This window comes from Streptomyces sp. NPDC058683, assembly GCF_042716195.1.
Classification (GTDB): Bacteria; Actinomycetota; Actinomycetes; order Streptomycetales; family Streptomycetaceae; genus Streptomyces.
Genome location: NZ_JBHXSK010000001.1, coordinates 247,532 through 265,682 on the forward strand (window position 1 = coordinate 247,532; position 18,151 = coordinate 265,682).

Consider the following 18,151-nt stretch of genomic DNA (forward strand, 5'->3'; position numbering starts at 1 on the left):
TGGCGCCCATGGACTTCGGACTCGTCCTGCAGACCGACCCGCCGGCCTCCCGTGTCATCAGCCTGATGAAGCGGGCCGAACGCAACGGCTTCTCCTACGGCTGGACCTTCGACTCCGCCGTGCTCTGGCAGGAACCGTTCGTGATCTACAGCCAGATCCTCGCCAACACCACGAAGCTGACGGTCGGGCCGATGGTCACCAACCCGGGCACCCGCACCTGGGAGGTCACCGCCTCCACCTTCGCCACCCTCAACGACATGTTCGGCAACCGCACCGTCTGCGGCATCGGCCGCGGCGACTCCGCGATGCGGGTGGCGGGGCGCAAGCCCAACACCCTCGCCCGGATCAGCGAGGCCATGAAGGTCATCCGCGCCCTGGGCCGGGGCGACGAGGCCGACCTGGGCGGCACGGTGATCCGCTTCCCGTGGATCAAGCCCGGTGCCGAACTCCCCGTCTGGATGGCCGCGTACGGCCCGAAGGCGCTCAAGATGACCGGTGAGGAGGCCGACGGCTTCATCCTCCAGCTCTCCGACCTCTACCTCACCGAGTACATGGTGAAGGCGGTGAAGGACGCGGCGGTGGCTGCCGGACGCGACCCGTCCGAGGTCAGGATCTGCGTCGCCGCCCCGGCGTACGTCACCGAGGACGACTCGCCCGAGGCCCTGGCGCACGCCCGCGACCAGTGCCGCTGGTTCGGCGGCATGGTCGGCAACCACGTCGCCGACCTCGTGGCCAAGTACGGCGAGCACTCCGCCGCCGTACCCGAGGAACTCACCGACTACATCAAGTCCCGGCAGGGGTACGACTATTCGCACCACGGGCGCAGCGGCAACCCCGACACCGAGTTCGTACCCGACGAGATCGTCGACCGGTTCTGCGTCATCGGACCGGCCGAGAAGCACATCGAGAAGCTGAACGCGCTGCGCGAGCTGGGCGTCGACCAGTTCGCCGTCTACGACATGCACGACGCGCAGGAAGCCACCATCGACGCGTACGGGAGCAAGGTCATCCCGGCCGTCAACGGCTGATCCCCGCACACCCGTTGATCTCCCCCTTCCCGCCGTCCCGGGAAGGGGGTCCCCCACACCCCCCGCTCACCTCCCCCCTCGACGCCACCCGCACGGCCTTTCTCCCGTCCCGTCTCCTCCCGATTGGCCTGCCCATGACCGACACCGCTCCCACGGCCATACCGCCGTCCGGCCAAGTCACCACCTCCGACGGGCGCGTCGAGCTCGCCCCGGGCTCCCCGCCGCCGACCGGTCCCTACGCCAACGAGGACCTGCTGCCGGTCCCCGTCGAAAAGCGCACCTGGACCACGTACAACTTCTCCGCTCTCTGGGTCGGCATGGCCCACAACACGGCCTCCTGGACCCTGGCCTCCGGGCTGATCGCGGTCGGCATGGACTGGAAACAGGCCGTGTTCACCATCGCGCTGGCCAACCTGATCGTCCTCGTCCCGATGCTGCTCACCGGCCACGCCGGACCGAAGTACGGCATCCCCTTCCCGGTCTTCGCCCGCGCCAGCTTCGGCGTACGCGGCGCCAACCTCCCCGCCGTCGTACGGGCGTTGGTGGCCTGCGGCTGGTTCGGCATCCAGACCTGGATCGGCGGCGAGGCCATCTACTTCCTCGCCGGCAAACTCATCGGCGACAGCTGGGCGAACGCCTCGCACATCGGCGGCTACGCCTGGACCATGTGGCTGTCGTTCGCGATCTTCTGGGTGCTCCAGGTCGCCATCATCTACCGGGGCATGGAGACCATCCGCCGCTTCGAGAACTGGGCCGCGCCCTTCGTGATCGTCGGCGCGGTCGTGATGCTGATCTGGATGAGCGACAAGGCCGGCGGTCTCGGCCCGCTCTTCGACCAGCCCTCCAAGCTCGGCTGGGGCGGCGACTTCTGGAAGCTGTTCTGGCCCTCGCTGATGGGAATGATCGGCTTCTGGTCCACCCTGAGCCTGAACATCCCCGACTTCACCCGGTACGGCAAGAGCCAGAAGGCGCAGACCTGGGGGCAGGCCCTCGGCCTGCCGACCACGATGACCCTGTTCGCGTTCCTGTCGGTCCTGGTGACCTCCGGTTCCCAGGCCGTGTACGGCGAGCCGATCTGGGACCCGGTCCAGCTGGCCGCCAAGACGGACAACGTGGTCGGGCTGCTCTACGCCCTGGTCACCGTCCTCGTCGCGACCCTGTCCGTGAACATCGCGGCCAACCTGGTGTCGCCGTCGTTCGACTTCTCCAACATCGCGCCCCGGAAGATCAGTTTCCGTACCGGCGCCCTGATCACCTGCGTGCTCGGTGTGGTGATCTTCCCCTGGAAGCTGTACTCCGACCCGCAGGGCTACATCTTCACCTGGCTCGGTCTGGTCGGCGGTCTGCTCGGCACGGTCGCCGGCATCCTCATCGCCGACTACTGGCTGCTGCGCCGCACCCGCCTCGACCTGACCGACCTGTACCGCACGGGTGGCCGCTACTGGTACGACGGCGGCTGGAACTGGCGGGCGGTCGTGGCCTTCGTCGTCGGCGGTGTCCTCGCCGTCGGCGGCGCCAGCTTCAAACCGCTGTTCGACGGCCGCCCGATCCCGGCGCTGTCCCCGCTCGCCGACTACGGCTGGGCGGTCGGCCTGGGCACGTCCCTGGTGCTGTATCTGGGACTGACCCTGCTGACGCGGCGCCGCTACGGCAACGTATGAGCGCGAAGGGCAGCCGGGTCGGTCACTGGCTGCCCTTCAGCGCGGTCACCGCGCTCTTCGCCGCCTTGATGGCGCCCTTGTTGATCTCGTCCGTGTCCGGCGCCTTCTTGCTCTCGAAGTCGCTGCCGTTGTAGGTGACGACCACCAGCGCGTTGGAGACCTGGGCCATCACCACGCCCTCGCGGGTCTGCTGCTTGTCCTCGGTGGTGAGGTTCACGACCGAGTAGCCGCCGTCGCCGAGGCCCGGCACGGCCCCGCCGCCGCTCTTCTCCGCGACCCGCTGCTTGTACTCCTTCGCCGCCGCCGCGTCCGTATCCATGATCTCGAAGGAGACGTCGAGCCAGCGGTAGTCGTAGCCCTTGAGCGCGTTCCAGGAGCAGGTGCGGCGCAGCTTGGTGTCGGTGGAGGGGATCTCCTTGCCGACCGTCTTCGCGCCGGGCACCAGCGACTTGATGGTGGCCACGGGGATGCTGCCGCAGGGCGCGGGCGCGGCGGCATACGTCTTGGTGGCCGCCGCCGTCGACGGCGTGGACGACGAGGGGCCGTCGCTCACCGACTGGCCGGCCGTCTGCTGGGTCGAGGTGTCACCGGAGGCGGTGGTGGACGTCTTGTCCGGACCCGACGCCATCGCCCAGCCCGCACAGGCGAGCACGGCGACCGGCGTCAGGCGCGCGGTGAGGGCGAGTGGCAGTGGTAGAGAACGCAAGTCGCACTTCTCGTGGGGGACGGTGTGCCGAGGTGTCCACACTGCGGACGGGACGCCAGTGTCACACGACTCCCCGTGGGGTGGAAGTGGAATCGGCGTCTTGCTTGTGCGGCAGGCACTTACGCCCTGTTGACAAGGCTCGGGGGCCCGTCCCCGTACATCCGGAATGTCGTGTGGCCGTGGTCCCCGTACTTCCGGAATGTCGTGACTGCATCCGGCTCTGGAAGGTGACCGGAGTCACCGCCGCGCGCGGTCGCGGGAGTTGCCGAACAGCAGCCGGTAACCGACGAGGAGGACCAGGGAGCCGGCGATCGCGGCGCCCCAGGTGTAGAGGTCGAAGAACTGCTTCTCCACCGGGCGGTCGAGGAAGCGGGCCGAGAGCCAGCCGCCGACGAAGGCGCCCGCGATGCCGATGAGGGTGGTGCCGATCAGGCCACCCGGGTCACGGCCGGGCAGCAGGACCTTGGCGATGGCTCCGGCGAGGAGGCCGAGGATGATCCAGCTGATGATGCCCACGTTCGTTGTCCTCCCGGTACGGGGTGGTGCCTTGCTCAGTTGCCTTGTTGCGCAAGCTTAGGAACGGAGGAGGTCGTTCGGGGCGCCTGACGCCGAGCCGTCGATGATCTGTCACCCGCTCATGACAATGCGGGGAACACGTGGAGGACATTGCGGGGAGGCCGTACGAGGGACGGTGACCGTCCGCCTACACTGAGTGCACTTCTGTGCGACGACTGTGAGGGAGGGAGCGGGCTGTGGGGGAGGACATCGGTAACTTCACGGACCCCTCCGACGGGGTGCTGACGGAGGCGGCCGCGGTGTTCGGGCTGCTCGCCTCGCCGGCCCGGCTGCACCTCATGTGGGCGCTGTCCCAGGGCGAGAGCGACGTGACATGCCTCGCCGACCGGGTCGGCGGCGCCCTGCCCGCGGTCAGCCAGCACCTGGCCAAGCTCAAGCTGGCCGGTCTGGTGCGGTCCCGCCGGGAGGGGCGCCGGCAGATCTACTATGTGGACGATCCGGACATCGTGACCGTGGTGCGGGTGGCCGTCGGCCAGCTCACCGCCCGCTCGCACCAAGTCCCGGCACCGCTGCGCCGGTTGCGCGAGGCCGGGGTCTGAGGGTGCCGGGGCGGACCTGACGGCACGGGCGCTCCCGGGGTTCCGTGGGGGTGTCCGGGCGTTTCCATGAGATCACTCACCTGTGAAATCGGGCGGGATCCGTGCTGCTCGGGCTGTGGGTTTGTTAGATTGCGCAATCACGCAACCCAAGTGGGCCCACCTCGCGCCTGCCCGTACACCGCCGCGTACGGGACGACCTTACTGTCCGCGGGCCCCACCCGTTCATGGGAGTGGAAGATGACCGACCCGTGGGACGGCCCGGGGGGGCAGGCCACGCGGAGCCGCACCGACCGGGTGCCCGGACAGCGCGGTGCCCTGCCCGACGGGACGCGCCCGACCGGTGGCCGGGCCGCGGCCCGCCAGGCGGCCAGATCCCGCGGCGGCAGAGGGGCCCGACGGGCCAAGTCGGCGGGCCGCGGCCGGCGGGCGCTGAAGGTCGTCGGCCTGGTCACCGCCGTCCTGGTCCTGGTCACGGCCGGCGCGGGCTGGTGGTTCTACCAGCACCTGAACGGCAACATCAACAGCGTCTCCCTCGACGGCAAGGGCGGCACCGAGAAGGCCGACGCGTTCGGCCGGACCCCGATCAACATCCTGGTGATCGGCTCGGACGGCCGTACCAGCTCCGAGGACTGCAAGCTCGGCGGCGGCTGCAAGGAGACCGGGGTACAGACCGGCAACGGCAACGCGGACGTGGAGATGGTCGTCCACATATCCGCGGACCGCTCCAACGCCACGGTCATGAGCATCCCCCGCGACACCATGGTCAACGTGCCGGCCTGCAAGGACGGCGCGAGCGGCCAGTCCACGTCCGGCTACTACGGCCAGGTCAACAGCGCCCTCGAGTACGGGCCCGCCTGCCAGGTCGACACCATCCACCAGCTCACCGGCATCACCATCGACCACTTCGTCAAACTGGACTTCTCGGGCGTGGTCAAGATGTCCGACGCGGTCGGCGGTGTCTCCGTCTGCGTCAACTCCAACGTGTACGACACCTACTCGCACCTCAAGCTGTCCAAGGGCGCCCACACCCTCAAGGGCGAGGCCGCGCTGGAGTTCGTCCGCTCCCGGCACGGCTTCGGCGACGGCAGCGACCTCGGCCGTACCGTCTCCCAGCACATCTTCCTCAGCGCGATGATCCGCAAGTTCAAGAGCGCGGGCACACTCACCGACCCCACCGCGGTCTACAAGCTCGCCGACGCCGCCACCAAGGCGCTCACCGTCGACGACGGCCTCGGCACCGTCAAGAAGCTGATATCGCTCGCGGCCGACGTGAACAAGGTCCCCACCAAGCGGATGACCTTCACCACCATGCAGACCGCCCCGGACCCGAGCAACAGCAACCGCGTGGTGGTGGGTGACGGCGCCAAGGACCTGTTCGCGACCATGGCCAACGACCAGTCGCTGACCACCAGTTCCGGCAAGAAGTCGTCGGCCGCCGAGGCCACCGCGAAGCCGAAGGCCACCACCTCGACCGTGCCCGCCGCCCAGATCGCCGTGACCGTCGAGAACGGCACCGGCATCACGGGCCGCGCCTCCGCGATCGCGACCTCACTGATCTCGCAGGGCTTCAGCAGCGGTACCACCACGGCCAACGCGCCCAGCTCCGCGACCACGACCACCGTGACCTACGGAAGCGGCGACAAGGCCGAGGCACAGACCGTCGCCAAGGCCCTGGACGTGCCCAGCTCGCACATCAAGCAGGGCACCGGCACCGGCGTGACCCTCGTCATCGGCAGCGACTGGACGACCGGCACCAGCTACCCGGCCAGCTCCGGCGACACCAAGGCCGCCGTCTCCAACGCCAACGCCTCGACCGCCGACGACTCCAAGACCTGCGCCAAGGTCAGCCCCTACAAGACCGTCAGCCTCAACGGGGTCGCGATGACACCGGCCCAGGCGTACGCGGCGGCGAGCGGCAAGCCCGACTCGGACGAGGGATAGGAGCAGGAGGGACAGGACGCCGTCCACCCCCGTCCCACCCTCCAGAGCACCTTCGGCATGGTGTCCGCCGCCCAGGCGCGCGGACCTGCGGTGATGAGTGCGCGCCCGATACGCGTGGGGGCGCGCCCCTGCCGTTGCCTGCCTTCCGGCGGAGATCCCGGGAACTGAACGGCACCCGCATCCGACTCGTATGGAGGAGGCAGGCTGACCAGGTAGGACGCGGGCGGTGATGACATGCGAGCGCAGCGGGAGAGGTCCTCGGACCGCGTGGCGGCATCGGCGGGCATGAGCGTGTCCCTCCCGGTGCGGAGCCTGCGCGCGGCGGTGTTCGCCGTGCTGTGCGTGCTGCTCGCCGTCGGGGCGCACGTGCTGGCCATGGGCGGGGCGCCGCCGGTGTGGACGCAGGTCGCCGGCGGTGTGCCGGTCTTCGTGACCGGCTGTCTGCTGGGCGGCCGGGAGCGGTCACTGGCCGGCATCGGAGGCGGGACGCTGGCCGCGCAGGGCGGGCTGCATCTGGCGTTCGACGCGGTACGGCCGCACACCGGGACGGCCATGCACGGTATGCACGGCATGCAGGGCATGCAGGGCATGCAGGGCATGCAGGGCATGCGTATGGCGACGTACGCCCATACCTACGCCCATGCCCACGCCCACGCGCTCACCCCACACTCGACCGCCGCTCATGTCGGAGCGGCCCTGGTGCTGACCTGGTGGCTGCGGCGCGGTGAGGCCGCGCTGTGGTCGCTGCTGCGCCGGGCGGTCGTCTTCGTGCCGGGGCTCCTCGCCTGGTGGCAGATGGAGCGCGGGCTGTGGGGCGGACAGCTGGTCCCGGTTCCGGCGATGGTCCGGGCCGCCCCCGACAGGACGCGGCCGACGCGGCTGCGGTACGCCGTGCACCGGCGCGGACCGCCGACGGGGATGTCGTACGCCGTCCGACCCCGACATCCCTTCCTCAGCACGGAGATCACTCACTCATGTCCACGACACGCACTCTCCTGCGCCGCGCCGGCGCCGTCACCGCCCTGACCGCCGCCGGGCTCCTCGCCGCGGCCGGTGTCGCCTCCGCGCATGTCACCGTCCATCCCGAGAGCTACGCCAAGGGGGCCACGGACGGTGTGCTGACCTTCCGTGTGCCCAACGAGGAGGACACGGCCTCCACCACGAAGGTGCAGGTCTTCCTGCCCACCGACCACCCCGTCCTCGGCGTCCTCGTCTCCCCGCGGGACGGCTGGACCGCCAAGGTGACCACCACCAAGCTCAAGACGCCCGTGAAGACGGACGACGGGACCATCACCGACGCCGCGTCCGAGATCACCTGGACGGGTGGGAAGATCGGGGCCGGGCAGTTCGAGGACTTCGATGTCGCCTTCGGCCAGCTGCCCGAGGACACCGGCGAGCTGACCTTCAAGACCCTGCAGACGTACTCCGACGGCAAGGTCGTGCGCTGGATCGAGGAGGCCGGGAGCGGCGGCGAGGAGCCGGAGAACCCGGCGCCGACGATCAAGCTGACCGCGAACGGCGCCGACGACGACAGCGCCACGGCCGCCTCGGCCGCGGCCCCGAAGAGCGCCGACACCTCCACCTCGACCGCGGCCGGCAGCGACTCGACGGCCCGGAGCCTCGGCAGCGCCGGGTTGATCGTGGGCGTGCTGGGACTGGCCGCGGGGGGATACGCCGTCGTGCGCGGCCGGCCGGGCGCCGGGCACCGGGGGGAGTGAGTGTCCGCCCTGCCGGCGGGGCTTCCTGCCGGCAGGGCGACGCCCGCCCCGTCGACGCGGCCCGGCGCCCAGGGGGTGCCCCTCGCCGTCCTGGTCGTGACCGGCCCCTGCGCGTGGGGACTCGCCACCGGCGACCGGGAGGCAGGGCGGGTGCCCGACGTGGCCTACGGCTGCCGGCCGGTGGCTTTCGGGGCGGGAGCGGGACGTTCTGCCGGCCGCGGTGCGGTCATGTCGAGCAGGAGGAGGGCGTCGTGGTCCGGGCTGCCGGGTTCGGCGGTGTAGACGCCGATGCGCTGACCGGGGGTGCCTTCCACGTGCAGAGACTGCGGGGTCAGGGTGACCGTCCCGACCTGGGGGTGCTGGAACGTCTTGTGCGCGGGCTTGCGTCCGGTCACCTCGTAGCGTTCCCACAGGCCCGCGAAGTCGGGGCTCTTGAGGAGGAGTTCGCCGACGAGGTGGGTGAGGTCGGGGGCGTCCGGGGCCGTTCCGGCGATGGCGCGCAGGCGGGCGACGCAGGCGGTGATCTGCCGGTCCCAGTCGGGGAAGAGGCTGCGGGCCGCAGGGTGCAGAAAGAAGTAGCGGGCCAGGTTGCGCTGTGTGGCGGGCCAGTCGTCCAGGCCCGCGTAGAGGGCGAGGCCACCGGGGTTCCAGGCGAGTATGTCCATGCTGCGGCTGATGACGTAGGCCGGGTTCGGGCGCAGTGATTCGAGCAGCAGCCTGAGGTGGGGGCGCACGGTGCGGCTGGGCGCGGGCGGCGGCTCCGGGGCGTAGCGGGCGGCGCGCGCGGCGAGTTCGCGCAGGTGCTGGTGTTCCTGGTCGTCCATGTGCAGGGCGCGGGCGAGCGAGTCGAGGACGGCGGGGCTGGGCCGGGTCTCCTTGCCGCGTTCGAGGCGCACGTAGTAGTCGATGCTGATGCCGGCGAGGGTGGCCAGTTCCTCGCGGCGCAGGCCGGGAGTGCGGCGGATGCCTGCGCCGACGGTGAGGCCGACGTGCCCGGGGCTGGTCTGGGTGCGGCGGGCGCGCAGGTAGCGGCCCAGCTCGGCGCCCTCGCTGTGCGCGCTCTCGGATGCCATGACCCCAGTCTCACCCGCTCGGTACCGGTCGCGCAGGCAGGAGGGGGGCCCTGCCGTTACCCCTGAAGGGCCCGCCCTGCCACACCGGAGCGATCCGGGCGAAGGTGAAGGAGCAGAACGCCGGCACCTCGGCACCCCGCCGGAGCCACCACAGGCAGGCCGTGGCCGGCGGGGCGAGAGTGAGGGTGCCGGGTACGCCATGGACGGGAGAGGACGAGATGCGCTACATCAAACTTCGGGACCTGGAGGTTTCCCGGATCGGTCTCGGTGCGATGGGGATGTCCCACGGCTACACCGGTTCCGGCACCGACGAGGCGGAGTCGATCAGGACCGTGCACCGGGCGCTGGAGCTGGGCGTCACGCTCATCGACACCGCCGAGATCTACGGCCCCTACACCAACGAGGAGCTGCTGGGGCGGGCGCTGAAGGGGCGCCGGGACCAGGTGGTACTGGCCACGAAGTTCGGCCTGGTCTCCCACGGTGGCGGCGGCGCCTGGAACCTGGATTCCGGCCCGGCCAACATCCGTACCGCCGTCGAGGGGTCCCTGAAGCGGCTGGGCACCGACCACATCGACCTGTACTACCAGCACCGGGTGGACCCGAACACGCCGATCGAGGAGACCGCCGGCGCCGTCCGCGAGCTGATCGCCGAGGGCAAGGTGCGGGCGTTCGGTCTCTCGGAGGCCGGCCCGGACACGATCCGCCGCGCCCATGCCGTCCAGCCGGTCACCGCGGTCCAGTCGGAGTACTCGCTGTGGACGCGCGGGATCGAGGAGCGCGTCCTGCCCGTCCTGCGGGAGCTGAACATCGGCCTGGTGCCGTTCTCGCCGCTCGGCCGCGGTTTCCTGACGGGCACCGTCCGCTCCACCGACCAGTTCGACGAGGGCGACTTCCGGCGCGACAACCCGCGCTTCACCGGCGAGAACTTCCAGCGCAACCTGGCGATCGCCGACGAGGTGCAGGGCGTGGCCGCCGAGGTCGGTGCCACGCCGGCGCAGGTGGCCCTGGCCTGGCTGCTGGCCCAGGGCGACGACATCGCCCCGATTCCCGGCACCAAGCGGGTCAGCAGGGTCGAGGAGAACACCGCCGCCGACTCCATCACGCTGAGCGGCCCGCAGCTCGACAAGCTCAGCAGCCTGCCGCCTGCCGCAGGTGACACGCACTCCGAGGCGCAGGCGCGGATGCTCGAACGCTGATTCCGCCCCGTCGTGACAGCCCACCCCCCCGTTTGGAGCAACACCCCTCATGCGTGCAGCAGTGATGTACGGAGCCGGCGACGTCCGCGTCGAGGACCGGCCCGACCCGAAGATCGTGCGGCCCACCGATGCCGTGGTCCGCACAGTCGCCTCGTGTGTGTGCGGCAGCGACCTGTGGCCCTACGGGTCGATGCCCGCCACCGACACCGGCCGTCCCATGGGGCACGAGTTCCTCGGGGTCGTCGAGGAGACCGGCGCCGACGTGACCGGCCTGAAGGCGGGTGACCTGGTCGTCGCCCCGTTCACCTACAGCGACAACACCTGCGACTACTGTGCGAGGGGCCTGCACGTCTCGTGCCGCAACGGCGGCCGGTACGGCTTCGACGGCGTCGACGGCGGACAGGGCGAGGCCGTCCGCGTCCCCTACGCCGACGGCACTCTGGTGAAGCTGCCGGTGGCGGCCGACTCCGCGCTGCTCCCGTCCCTGCTGGCGCTGTCGGACGTGATGACCACCGGGCACCACGGCGCGGTTGCCGCCGGCGTCACCCGCGGGGATACGGTGCTGGTCGTCGGTGACGGCGCGGTGGGCCTGTGCGCGGTGATCGCCGCGAAGCGGCTCGGTGCCGAGCGCATCGTCCTCACGGGCCGCCATGAAGCGCGCACCGACCTGGGCCGGGAGTTCGGCGCCACCGACGTCGTAGCCGAGCGCGGTGCGGAGGGCATCGCCCGCATCCGCGAGCAGACCGGCGGCGTGCACAAGGTGATCGAGGCCGTCGGAACCCGCCAAGCCCTCGACACCGCCCTGGGCGCGGTCCTGGACGGCGGCACTGTCAGCCGGCTCGGTGTACCGCAGTACGAGCAGGGGCCGATCGGGCCGGCCGCCTTCATGCGCAACATCACCCTGACCGGCGGCGCCAGCCCCGCCCGCGCCTACATCGAGCAGCTGCTGCCCGACGTCCTGGACGGCACGATCGTCCCCGGCCGCGTCTTCGACCGGACGTTCGCCCTCGACCGTACCCCGGACGCCTACCGGGCCATGGCCGACCGCCACGTCCTCAAGGCCCTCGTCACCCCCTGACCCCCGGGCCCTGGCGGACACCGCGTCGACGAGGACGGTTCCGTAGGTTCGCCCCCTGCGGAAAGCGGACGCGTCGCTGCCCGGCCCCTTGCCGTAGCCGTCGAGGGCGACCTCGTGCGGAGCCGGTCAGGTGGTGGCGGGGGTGTGGAAGTAGTGCCCCTTGGCGAGGTCTTCGAGCAGGCTGGGGTGGGTGGACTGCCAGTCGAGCAGTTCGCGGGTCAGGGTGTTCGACACCGGGACGTCGAGGCTCATGAAAGGGCTCAGCCAGGCGAAGTGCTCCTCCGCCGTTTCGGGGGCAACGGAGGTCACCGGTACGTCGAGGCGGCGGCCGATCGCCTCGGCGATGTCGCGGAGCGCGACGCCCTCCTCCGCGACGCCGTGCAGCGCCGATCCGGCGGGCGCCTTCTCGACGGCCAGGCGGAACAGCCGTGCGATGTCGAGACGGTGGACCGCCGGCCAGCGGTTGGCGCCGTCGCCGAGGTAGGCGGAGACGTTCTTGGCGCGGGCGGTGGCGACCAGGTGCGGCACCCAGCCGTAGTCCCCCTCGCCGTGGACGGTCGGGGAGACCCGCACCGCCGATGAGCGGACGCCGCGCGAGGCGAACGCGAGCGCGGCCTGGGCGGTGGCCGACCGGGTCACGTACGGCGAGCCGTCGACGGCGGGAGCATCCTGCTCGGTCACCGTGCGTCCCGTCGGGAAACCGATGAAGCCGGTGGCGAGGACGAGGGGGCGATCGGTGCCGGCGAGCGCATCGCCGAAGGTGTCGACGACGCGGCGATCGGCGTCGGCGGCGCCCTGGTAGTCGCCGGTGAACGCGCGCTCGCCGTTGAAGGCGAGGTGGATCACCCCGTCCGACGCGGCGGCCGTGTCCCGCAGCAGCTCAAGGTCGTCGAGGGTGCCGCGGACGACCTCCACGCCGGCGCCGGTGAGCGCGGCGGCGGAGGCGTCGGAGCGGGCGAGCCCGACGACCTGGTGCCCCGCGCCGATGAGCTCGGGAACGACGGCGGAGCCGATGAAGCCGGACGCGCCGGTCACAAAGATGCGCATGGGAGACCCCAACACTTGACTTCAGTTACTGCAATCGACCCTAACAGCTGATTGCAGTCTCTGAAATCACGTAGGATCCGCCCATGGGTAGATGGCAGCCGAACGCACGCGGGCGCCTGGCGGCAGCGGCGCTGGAGCTCTACAGCGAGCGCGGATACGAGCAGACCACCGTGGCGGAGATCGCCAGGCACGCCGGGCTCACGGAGCGGACCTTCTTCAATCACTACGCCGACAAGCGCGAGGTGCTGTTCGCCACCGCCGGCGAGTTCCAGGACCGGTTCGTGGGAGCGGTCTCCGGCGCCCTGGAGTCCCTGGCGCCGATCGACGCCCTGGCCGTGGGTCTTGACGCGATCGCCGAGATGCTCGCCGGCCAGCGCGACTTCGTACGCGCCCGGCAGGCCGTGATCATGTCGAACCCCGAGCTCCAGGAGCGCGACCTGATCAAGCTCGCCTCGACCTCGGCCGCGCTCGCCGACGCCCTGCGCGGGCACGGCGTTGCGGAACCGGACGCGAGCCTGGCCGCCGAGGCAGGGGTGACCCTCTTCAAGGTCGGCTTCCACCGCTGGGTCGCGGCGGACGAGGAACGCGAGCTGTCGCAGCTGATGCGGGAGGCACTGGACGCACTCAAGGCGGTGACCGCGGGCGGTCGGTGCGCGGCCGGACCCCTCCAGCCGGCCGGAGCATGGGAGGGGGCCGAGGGCGATCGGTAGTGTCCTGGGCGTAGATCCGACCGGCCGACGTGCGTAACAGCGAGGTGAGAGCCCACATGTTCACCACCCGACCCACCCTCCAGGGCACCTTCGGCATGGTGTCCTCCACGCACTGGCTGGCCTCCCAGTCGGCGATGGCGGTCCTGGAGAACGGCGGCAACGCCTACGACGCGGCCGTCGCGGGCGCGTTCGTCCTGCACGTGGTCGAGCCGCACCTCAACGGACCCGCCGGCGAGGTACCGATCCTGCTCGCCCCGGCCGGTGGCGAGGTGCGCGTGCTGTGCGGGCAGGGCGTGGCCCCGGCCGGCGCCACGGTCGCCCACTACCGGGGGCTCGGCCTGGACCTGGTCCCCGGCACCGGCCCGCTGGCCGCGGCCGTCCCCGGCGCCTTCGACGCCTGGCTGCTCCTGCTCCGCGACCACGGCACCAAGCCGCTGGACGAGATCCTGGCCTACGCCATCGGGTACGCCGAGCACGGGCACCCGCCCGTGGAGAACGTCGGCGCGACCGTGGCGAGCGTGCGGAAGCTGTTCGAGACCGAGTGGACCTCGTCGGCGGAGCTGTACCTGCCCGGCGGTTGTCCGCCCCGGCCCGGCGAGTTGTTCCGCAACCCCGCCCTCGCCGCGACCTGGCAGCGGCTGCTCGCCGAGACCGCGGGCGCCGGGGACCGGGAGGCGCGGATCGACGCGGCCCGTGAGGTGTGGCGCACCGGCTTCATCGCCGAGGCCTTGGTCCGGCAGGCCGCCCGCCCCACCATGGACACCAGCGGCGAGCGGCACACCGGCACCCTCACCGCAGCCGACCTGGCCGGCTGGTCCGCGAGCTACGAGGCCCCGGTGTCGTACGACTGGAACGGCTGGACCGTGTGCAAGGCGGGCCCCTGGAGCCAGGGCCCGGCCCTCCTCCAGCAGCTGGCCCTGCTGCCGCCCGAGCTGTCCGAGCTGCCCGAGTACGGCTCCGCCGACTACATGCACCTCCTGATCGAGGGCTGCAAGCTCGCCATGGCCGACCGCGAGGCCTGGTACGGGGACGCGGCCGAGGTACCGCTCGCCGAACTGCTCTCCGACGCGTACAACGCCGGGCGGCGCGGCCTGGTCGGCGCCAAGGCCTCCGAGGAGCTGCGACCCGGCAGCCCCGGCGGACGCCTGCCCCGGCTGCCCGGGCACGCGCGCGTGGAGGCCGCGCGGAGCGGCGCCTTCGACCCGCTCGGCGCGGGCGAGCCGACGGTCGCACAGGTCGCCGCCGACGGCACCACCCGGGGCGACACCTGCCACCTGGACGTCGTCGACCGCTGGGGCAACATGATCGCGGCCACCCCCAGCGGCGGCTGGCTCCAGTCCAACCCCGTCGTCCCCGAGCTGGGCTTCCCGCTGGGCACCCGGCTCCAGATGGCCTGGCTGGAGGAGGGCCTGCCGAACTCCCTCACCCCCGGCCGCCGCCCCCGCACCACGCTCACCCCGTCGATCGCCCTGCGCGACGGCGTTCCGGTGCTGGCCTTCGGCACGCCCGGCGGCGACCAGCAGGACCAGTGGCAGCTGCACTTCTTCCTGGACGTGGCGCTGCGCGGCGAGGTGCGCGGCGGCCTCGACCTGCAGGGCGCGATCGACGCCCCGAACTGGCACAACGACAGCTTCCCCAGCTCCTTCTACCCGCGCGGGCGCCGCCCCGGAAGCGTGACCGTCGAGTCGCGGACGGACCCCGGGGTGGTGGCGGAGCTGCGGCGGCGCGGTCACGACGTGACGGTCGGGCCGGGCTGGTCGGAGGGGCGGCTGTGCGCGGTGGCCCGGGATCCGGGGACCGGGGTGCTGTCGGCGGGGGCGAATCCGCGCGGGATGCAGGGGTACGCGGTGGGGCGTTGACGCCGATGTGCCGACGTCAGGGCGCTGACCTGGCGCGTCCGTCGACGGTCCGCTGATCGTCGGCACCGGCTGTTCGTCCGTATTCCATGTCTCGTACATCCGGGCGGGGGGGATTGTCAGTGACGCGTGCTCTCATGGTGGCATGATCGAAGCAACGGAGACCATCGACGAGTTTCTCCTTCAGCATGCCGGTGACGTCGAGGACGCCATCCGCAAGGCCGCCCGGACCGAGATCCTGCCCCGCTGGCGCCGGCTCGCCGACCACGAGGTCGACCAGAAGAGCGGGCCGCACGACCTGGTGACGGACGCCGACCGGCTCGCCGAGAGGTACCTCACCGGGGCGCTGGGCGCCCTGCTGCCGGGTTCCGTCGTGGTCGGCGAAGAGGCGGTGCACGCGGACCCGGAGACGTACGAGGCGCTCCAGGGCGACGCGCCGGTGTGGATAGTCGACCCGGTCGACGGCACCCGCCAGTTCGTGCGCGGCGAGGACGGCTTCTGCACGCTGGTCGCGCTCGCCCACCGGGGCGTCCTGCTCGCCTCCTGGACCTTCGCCCCGGCCCGCGGCCAACTCGCCACGGCGGTACGGGGGAAGGGCGCCTTCCTGGACGGCGTACGGCTGCACGCCGGGGCGCCCGCGGAGGGCCGGGACCTGCGGATAGCCACCTCCCACCCGGACTACACGACCGACGCGCAGAAGCGCGCGCTGTTCGCCCTGTGGGTCGACGGCGTCGCCCCGCGCGCCTGCGGCTCGGCGGGCCTGGAGTATCTCGCCGTCGCCCGGGGGGAGTTGGACGCGACCGCGTTCTCCTGGGAGGCCGCCTGGGACCACGCGGCCGGGCTGCTGCTGGTCGAGGAGGCGGGCGGTGCCCACCTCACCCTCGCCGGCGAGCCGTTCCGGATCACGGGCGGCAACACCCTGCCGTTCACCGCGGCCCGCGACGCGGCAACCGCCCACCGAGTGGTCGACCTGCTGCAGAACCCCCACTGGTAACCCCGGACGAGGGCGGTGTCAGTCCTCCGGCATATCCTGAACCCGAGTGGCCAATCGGCTGACGAAGGGGTGCGAAGGTGCCGTCGATGCTCGATGCGGTCGTGGTGGGGGCGGGGCCGAACGGCCTGACGGCGGCCGTGGAGCTGGCCCGGCGCGGCTTCTCCGTCGCCGTCTTCGAGGCGCGCGGCACCGTGGGCGGCGGCGCCCGCACCGAGGAGCTCACGCTGCCCGGCTTCCGGCACGACCCGTGCTCCGCGGCGCACCCGCTCGGTGTCAACTCGCCCGCGTTCCGTGCCCTGCCCCTGGAGCGCTACGGACTGGAGTGGCTGCACCCCGAGCTGCCGATGGCCCACCCCTTCCCGGACGGCCGGGCCGCCGTGCTGGCCCGCTCGGTCGCCGAGACGGCGGCCTCCTTCGGACCGCGCGACGCGGGCACCTACCGCAGGCTGGTCGAGCCGTTCCTGCCCAAGTGGGACACCCTGGTACGGGACTTCATGTCCCTGCCGCTGACCGCACTGCCCCGCGACCCGGTCACCCTCGCGCGCTTCGGGCTGGTCGGTCTGCCGCCCGCCTCCCTGCTGCTGCACCGCTTCCGCGACGAGCGGGCCAGAACGCTCTTCGCCGGCCTCGTCGCCCATGTCATGGCCCCGCTCAGCGGCCTCGCGACCGGCGCCGTCGGCCTGGTCTTCGCGCTCGCCGCACACGCCCGCGGCTGGCCGGTGGCCCGGGGCGGCTCGCAGGCCATCTCCGACGCGCTCGCCGCCTATCTCAAGGACCTCGGCGGCGCGATCCACACCGACTACGAGGTCAAGCGCCTCGACGACCTGCCGCCCGCGCGGTCGTACATCTTCGACACCTCGCCGACCGCCCTCGCCCGGATCGCCGGTCTCGGGAACTACTACCGGGACTACCGGTACGGCCCGGGCGTCTTCAAGATCGACTACGCGCTGGACGGGCCCGTTCCGTGGACGGCGCCGGAGGCCCGTCGTGCCGGGACCGTGCAGATCGGTGCGGACAGCGCGGAGATCGGTAGCGCCCTGCGCGCCGCCTCCCGCGAGGGCCGCGCCCCCGACCGGCCGTTCATGATCACCGTGCAGCCCGGGGTCGTGGACCCCTCCCGCGCCCCCGAGGGCAAGCAGGTCTTCTGGGCGTACGCCCATGTGCCCAGCGGCTGGACCGGCGACCTCACCGACGTGATGGAACGTCAACTGGAGCGCTTCGCCCCGGGGTTCCGCGACCGCGTGCTGGCCCGCGCCACCGCCGGACCCGCCGAGCTCGCCGCCCGCAACGCCAACTACGTCGGCGGCGACATCGGCACCGGCGCGGTCTCCGGCCTGCAGATCTTGCTGCGCCCCAAGCTCTCCCTGTTCCCGTACGGCACCCCGCATCCGGCTGTCTTCATCTGCTCGTCGGCCACCCCGCCCGGTCCAGGGGTACACGGCATGTCGGGGCACAACGCGGCCAAGGCCGTCTGGAGGAGGCTGAGACAGTCATGACCCGCATCACGCTCGTCCAGGGCGACATCACGCAGCAGACCGCGGACGTGATCGTCAACGCGGCCAATTCCTCCCTGCTCGGTGGCGGGGGCGTCGACGGCGCCATCCACCGGCGCGGCGGCCCCGCGATCCTGGCCGACTGCCGCAAGCTCCGCGCGGGGCACTACGGCAAGGGCCTGCCCACCGGCCAGGCGGTCGCCACCACCGCCGGTGACCTCGACGCGCAGTGGGTCATCCACACGGTCGGACCCGTCCACTCCCCGAGCGAGGACCGCTCCGAGCTGCTGGCCTCCTGCTACCGCGAGTCCCTGAAGCGCGCCGACGAACTCGGTGCCCGCACGGTCGCGTTCCCCGCCGTCTCCACCGGGATCTACGGCTGGCCGCTGGACGACGGCGCCCGGATCGCCGTGGCGACCGTCCGGGACGCGGACACGGCCGTCGAGGAGGTCCGGTTCGTACTCTTCGACGAGCGGGCCTACAAGGCGTTCGCCGCGCAGCTGACCTGAGCGTGGGTGCGCACGCCGACTCTCGC

The 18,151-nt window shown here is 71.8% G+C and carries 17 protein-coding genes; 13 read left to right on the forward strand and 4 right to left on the reverse strand.

Going from position 1 to position 18,151, the window contains the following annotated elements; genetic code table 11:
• The first annotated feature begins 8 nt into the window (after positions 1-8).
• Entirely contained in the window at positions 9-1,028 is a 1,020-nt protein-coding gene (locus ACFWXC_RS01255) for a TIGR03842 family LLM class F420-dependent oxidoreductase (protein ID WP_382544992.1), read from the forward strand.
• A gap of 134 nt (positions 1,029-1,162) precedes the next feature.
• A complete protein-coding gene (locus ACFWXC_RS01260; protein WP_384471102.1) occupies positions 1,163-2,689 on the forward strand; it encodes an NCS1 family nucleobase:cation symporter-1 in 1,527 nt (508 codons plus the stop codon).
• A gap of 22 nt (positions 2,690-2,711) precedes the next feature.
• Here the strand turns inward: ACFWXC_RS01260 and ACFWXC_RS01265 are convergent, their stop codons facing one another.
• Both ACFWXC_RS01265 and ACFWXC_RS01270 read right to left on the reverse strand, forming a co-directional pair.
• The gene (locus ACFWXC_RS01265) at positions 2,712-3,395 is read right to left on the reverse strand and encodes a hypothetical protein (protein WP_384471105.1); all 684 of its coding nucleotides are present in this window, start codon (positions 3,393-3,395) and stop codon (positions 2,712-2,714) included.
• A 237-nt stretch (positions 3,396-3,632) separates the two neighbouring features.
• On the reverse strand, positions 3,633-3,911 hold the full coding sequence (locus ACFWXC_RS01270; RefSeq protein WP_351698876.1) for a GlsB/YeaQ/YmgE family stress response membrane protein: 279 nt from the start codon (positions 3,909-3,911) through the stop codon (positions 3,633-3,635).
• Positions 3,912-4,147: 236 nt separating this feature from the next.
• Here ACFWXC_RS01270 and ACFWXC_RS01275 point away from each other — a divergent pair, with 236 nt between their 5' ends.
• The 4 genes from ACFWXC_RS01275 (at position 4,148) to ACFWXC_RS01290 (ending at position 8,169) form a co-directional block, all read left to right on the forward strand.
• Positions 4,148-4,510, forward strand: a complete 363-nt coding sequence (locus ACFWXC_RS01275; protein WP_384471108.1) for an ArsR/SmtB family transcription factor — start codon at positions 4,148-4,150, stop codon at positions 4,508-4,510.
• Positions 4,511-4,747: 237 nt separating this feature from the next.
• Entirely contained in the window at positions 4,748-6,451 is a 1,704-nt protein-coding gene (locus tag ACFWXC_RS01280) for an LCP family protein (protein WP_384471111.1), read from the forward strand.
• A gap of 285 nt (positions 6,452-6,736) precedes the next feature.
• Positions 6,737-7,477 carry a hypothetical protein gene (locus ACFWXC_RS01285; RefSeq protein WP_384471113.1) on the forward strand — a complete coding sequence of 247 codons (741 nt, stop codon included), beginning with the start codon at positions 6,737-6,739 and terminating at the stop codon, positions 7,475-7,477.
• A complete protein-coding gene (locus ACFWXC_RS01290; RefSeq protein ID WP_384471116.1) occupies positions 7,426-8,169 on the forward strand; it encodes a YcnI family protein in 744 nt (247 codons plus the stop codon). The genes ACFWXC_RS01285 and ACFWXC_RS01290 overlap by 52 nt, the downstream gene beginning before the upstream one ends.
• A 164-nt stretch (positions 8,170-8,333) precedes the next feature.
• Here ACFWXC_RS01290 and ACFWXC_RS01295 read toward each other — a convergent pair whose 3' ends face one another.
• Positions 8,334-9,242, reverse strand: a complete 909-nt coding sequence (locus ACFWXC_RS01295; protein WP_384471119.1) for a helix-turn-helix transcriptional regulator — start codon at positions 9,240-9,242, stop codon at positions 8,334-8,336.
• Between the two features lie 218 nt (positions 9,243-9,460).
• Between ACFWXC_RS01295 and ACFWXC_RS01300 the strand changes: the two genes are divergently transcribed.
• Together ACFWXC_RS01300 and ACFWXC_RS01305 are read left to right on the forward strand one after the other, a co-directional pair.
• Entirely contained in the window at positions 9,461-10,438 is a 978-nt protein-coding gene (locus ACFWXC_RS01300; protein WP_384471122.1) for an aldo/keto reductase, read from the forward strand.
• Between the two features lie 49 nt (positions 10,439-10,487).
• Positions 10,488-11,516 (forward strand): zinc-binding dehydrogenase, encoded by a 1,029-nt coding sequence (locus tag ACFWXC_RS01305; protein WP_384471125.1) that lies wholly within the window; start codon positions 10,488-10,490, stop codon positions 11,514-11,516.
• Positions 11,517-11,642: 126 nt separating this feature from the next.
• On the opposite strand, the gene ACFWXC_RS01310 is transcribed toward ACFWXC_RS01305, so the two are convergent.
• Positions 11,643-12,563, reverse strand: a complete 921-nt coding sequence (locus ACFWXC_RS01310; RefSeq protein WP_384471128.1) for an SDR family oxidoreductase — start codon at positions 12,561-12,563, stop codon at positions 11,643-11,645.
• A gap of 83 nt (positions 12,564-12,646) precedes the next feature.
• Between ACFWXC_RS01310 and ACFWXC_RS01315 the strand changes: the two genes are divergently transcribed.
• The 5 genes from ACFWXC_RS01315 to ACFWXC_RS01335 all read left to right on the forward strand — a co-directional run bounded on the left by ACFWXC_RS01315 (position 12,647) and on the right by ACFWXC_RS01335 (position 18,125).
• Positions 12,647-13,273 (forward strand): TetR/AcrR family transcriptional regulator, encoded by a 627-nt coding sequence (locus ACFWXC_RS01315; RefSeq protein WP_384471131.1) that lies wholly within the window; start codon positions 12,647-12,649, stop codon positions 13,271-13,273.
• A gap of 56 nt (positions 13,274-13,329) precedes the next feature.
• The gene (locus ACFWXC_RS01320) at positions 13,330-15,132 is read left to right on the forward strand and encodes a gamma-glutamyltransferase family protein (protein ID WP_384471134.1); all 1,803 of its coding nucleotides are present in this window, start codon (positions 13,330-13,332) and stop codon (positions 15,130-15,132) included.
• A gap of 142 nt (positions 15,133-15,274) precedes the next feature.
• Positions 15,275-16,123 carry an inositol monophosphatase family protein gene (locus ACFWXC_RS01325; protein ID WP_384471137.1) on the forward strand — a complete coding sequence of 283 codons (849 nt, stop codon included), beginning with the start codon at positions 15,275-15,277 and terminating at the stop codon, positions 16,121-16,123.
• An 86-nt stretch (positions 16,124-16,209) separates the two neighbouring features.
• On the forward strand, positions 16,210-17,619 hold the full coding sequence (locus tag ACFWXC_RS01330) for a phytoene desaturase family protein (RefSeq protein WP_384471140.1): 1,410 nt from the start codon (positions 16,210-16,212) through the stop codon (positions 17,617-17,619).
• Positions 17,616-18,125, forward strand: coding sequence for an O-acetyl-ADP-ribose deacetylase (locus ACFWXC_RS01335; protein WP_384471143.1), 510 nt, complete (start codon positions 17,616-17,618; stop codon positions 18,123-18,125). The genes ACFWXC_RS01330 and ACFWXC_RS01335 overlap by 4 nt, the downstream gene beginning before the upstream one ends.
• The last annotated feature ends 26 nt before the right edge of the window (positions 18,126-18,151 follow it).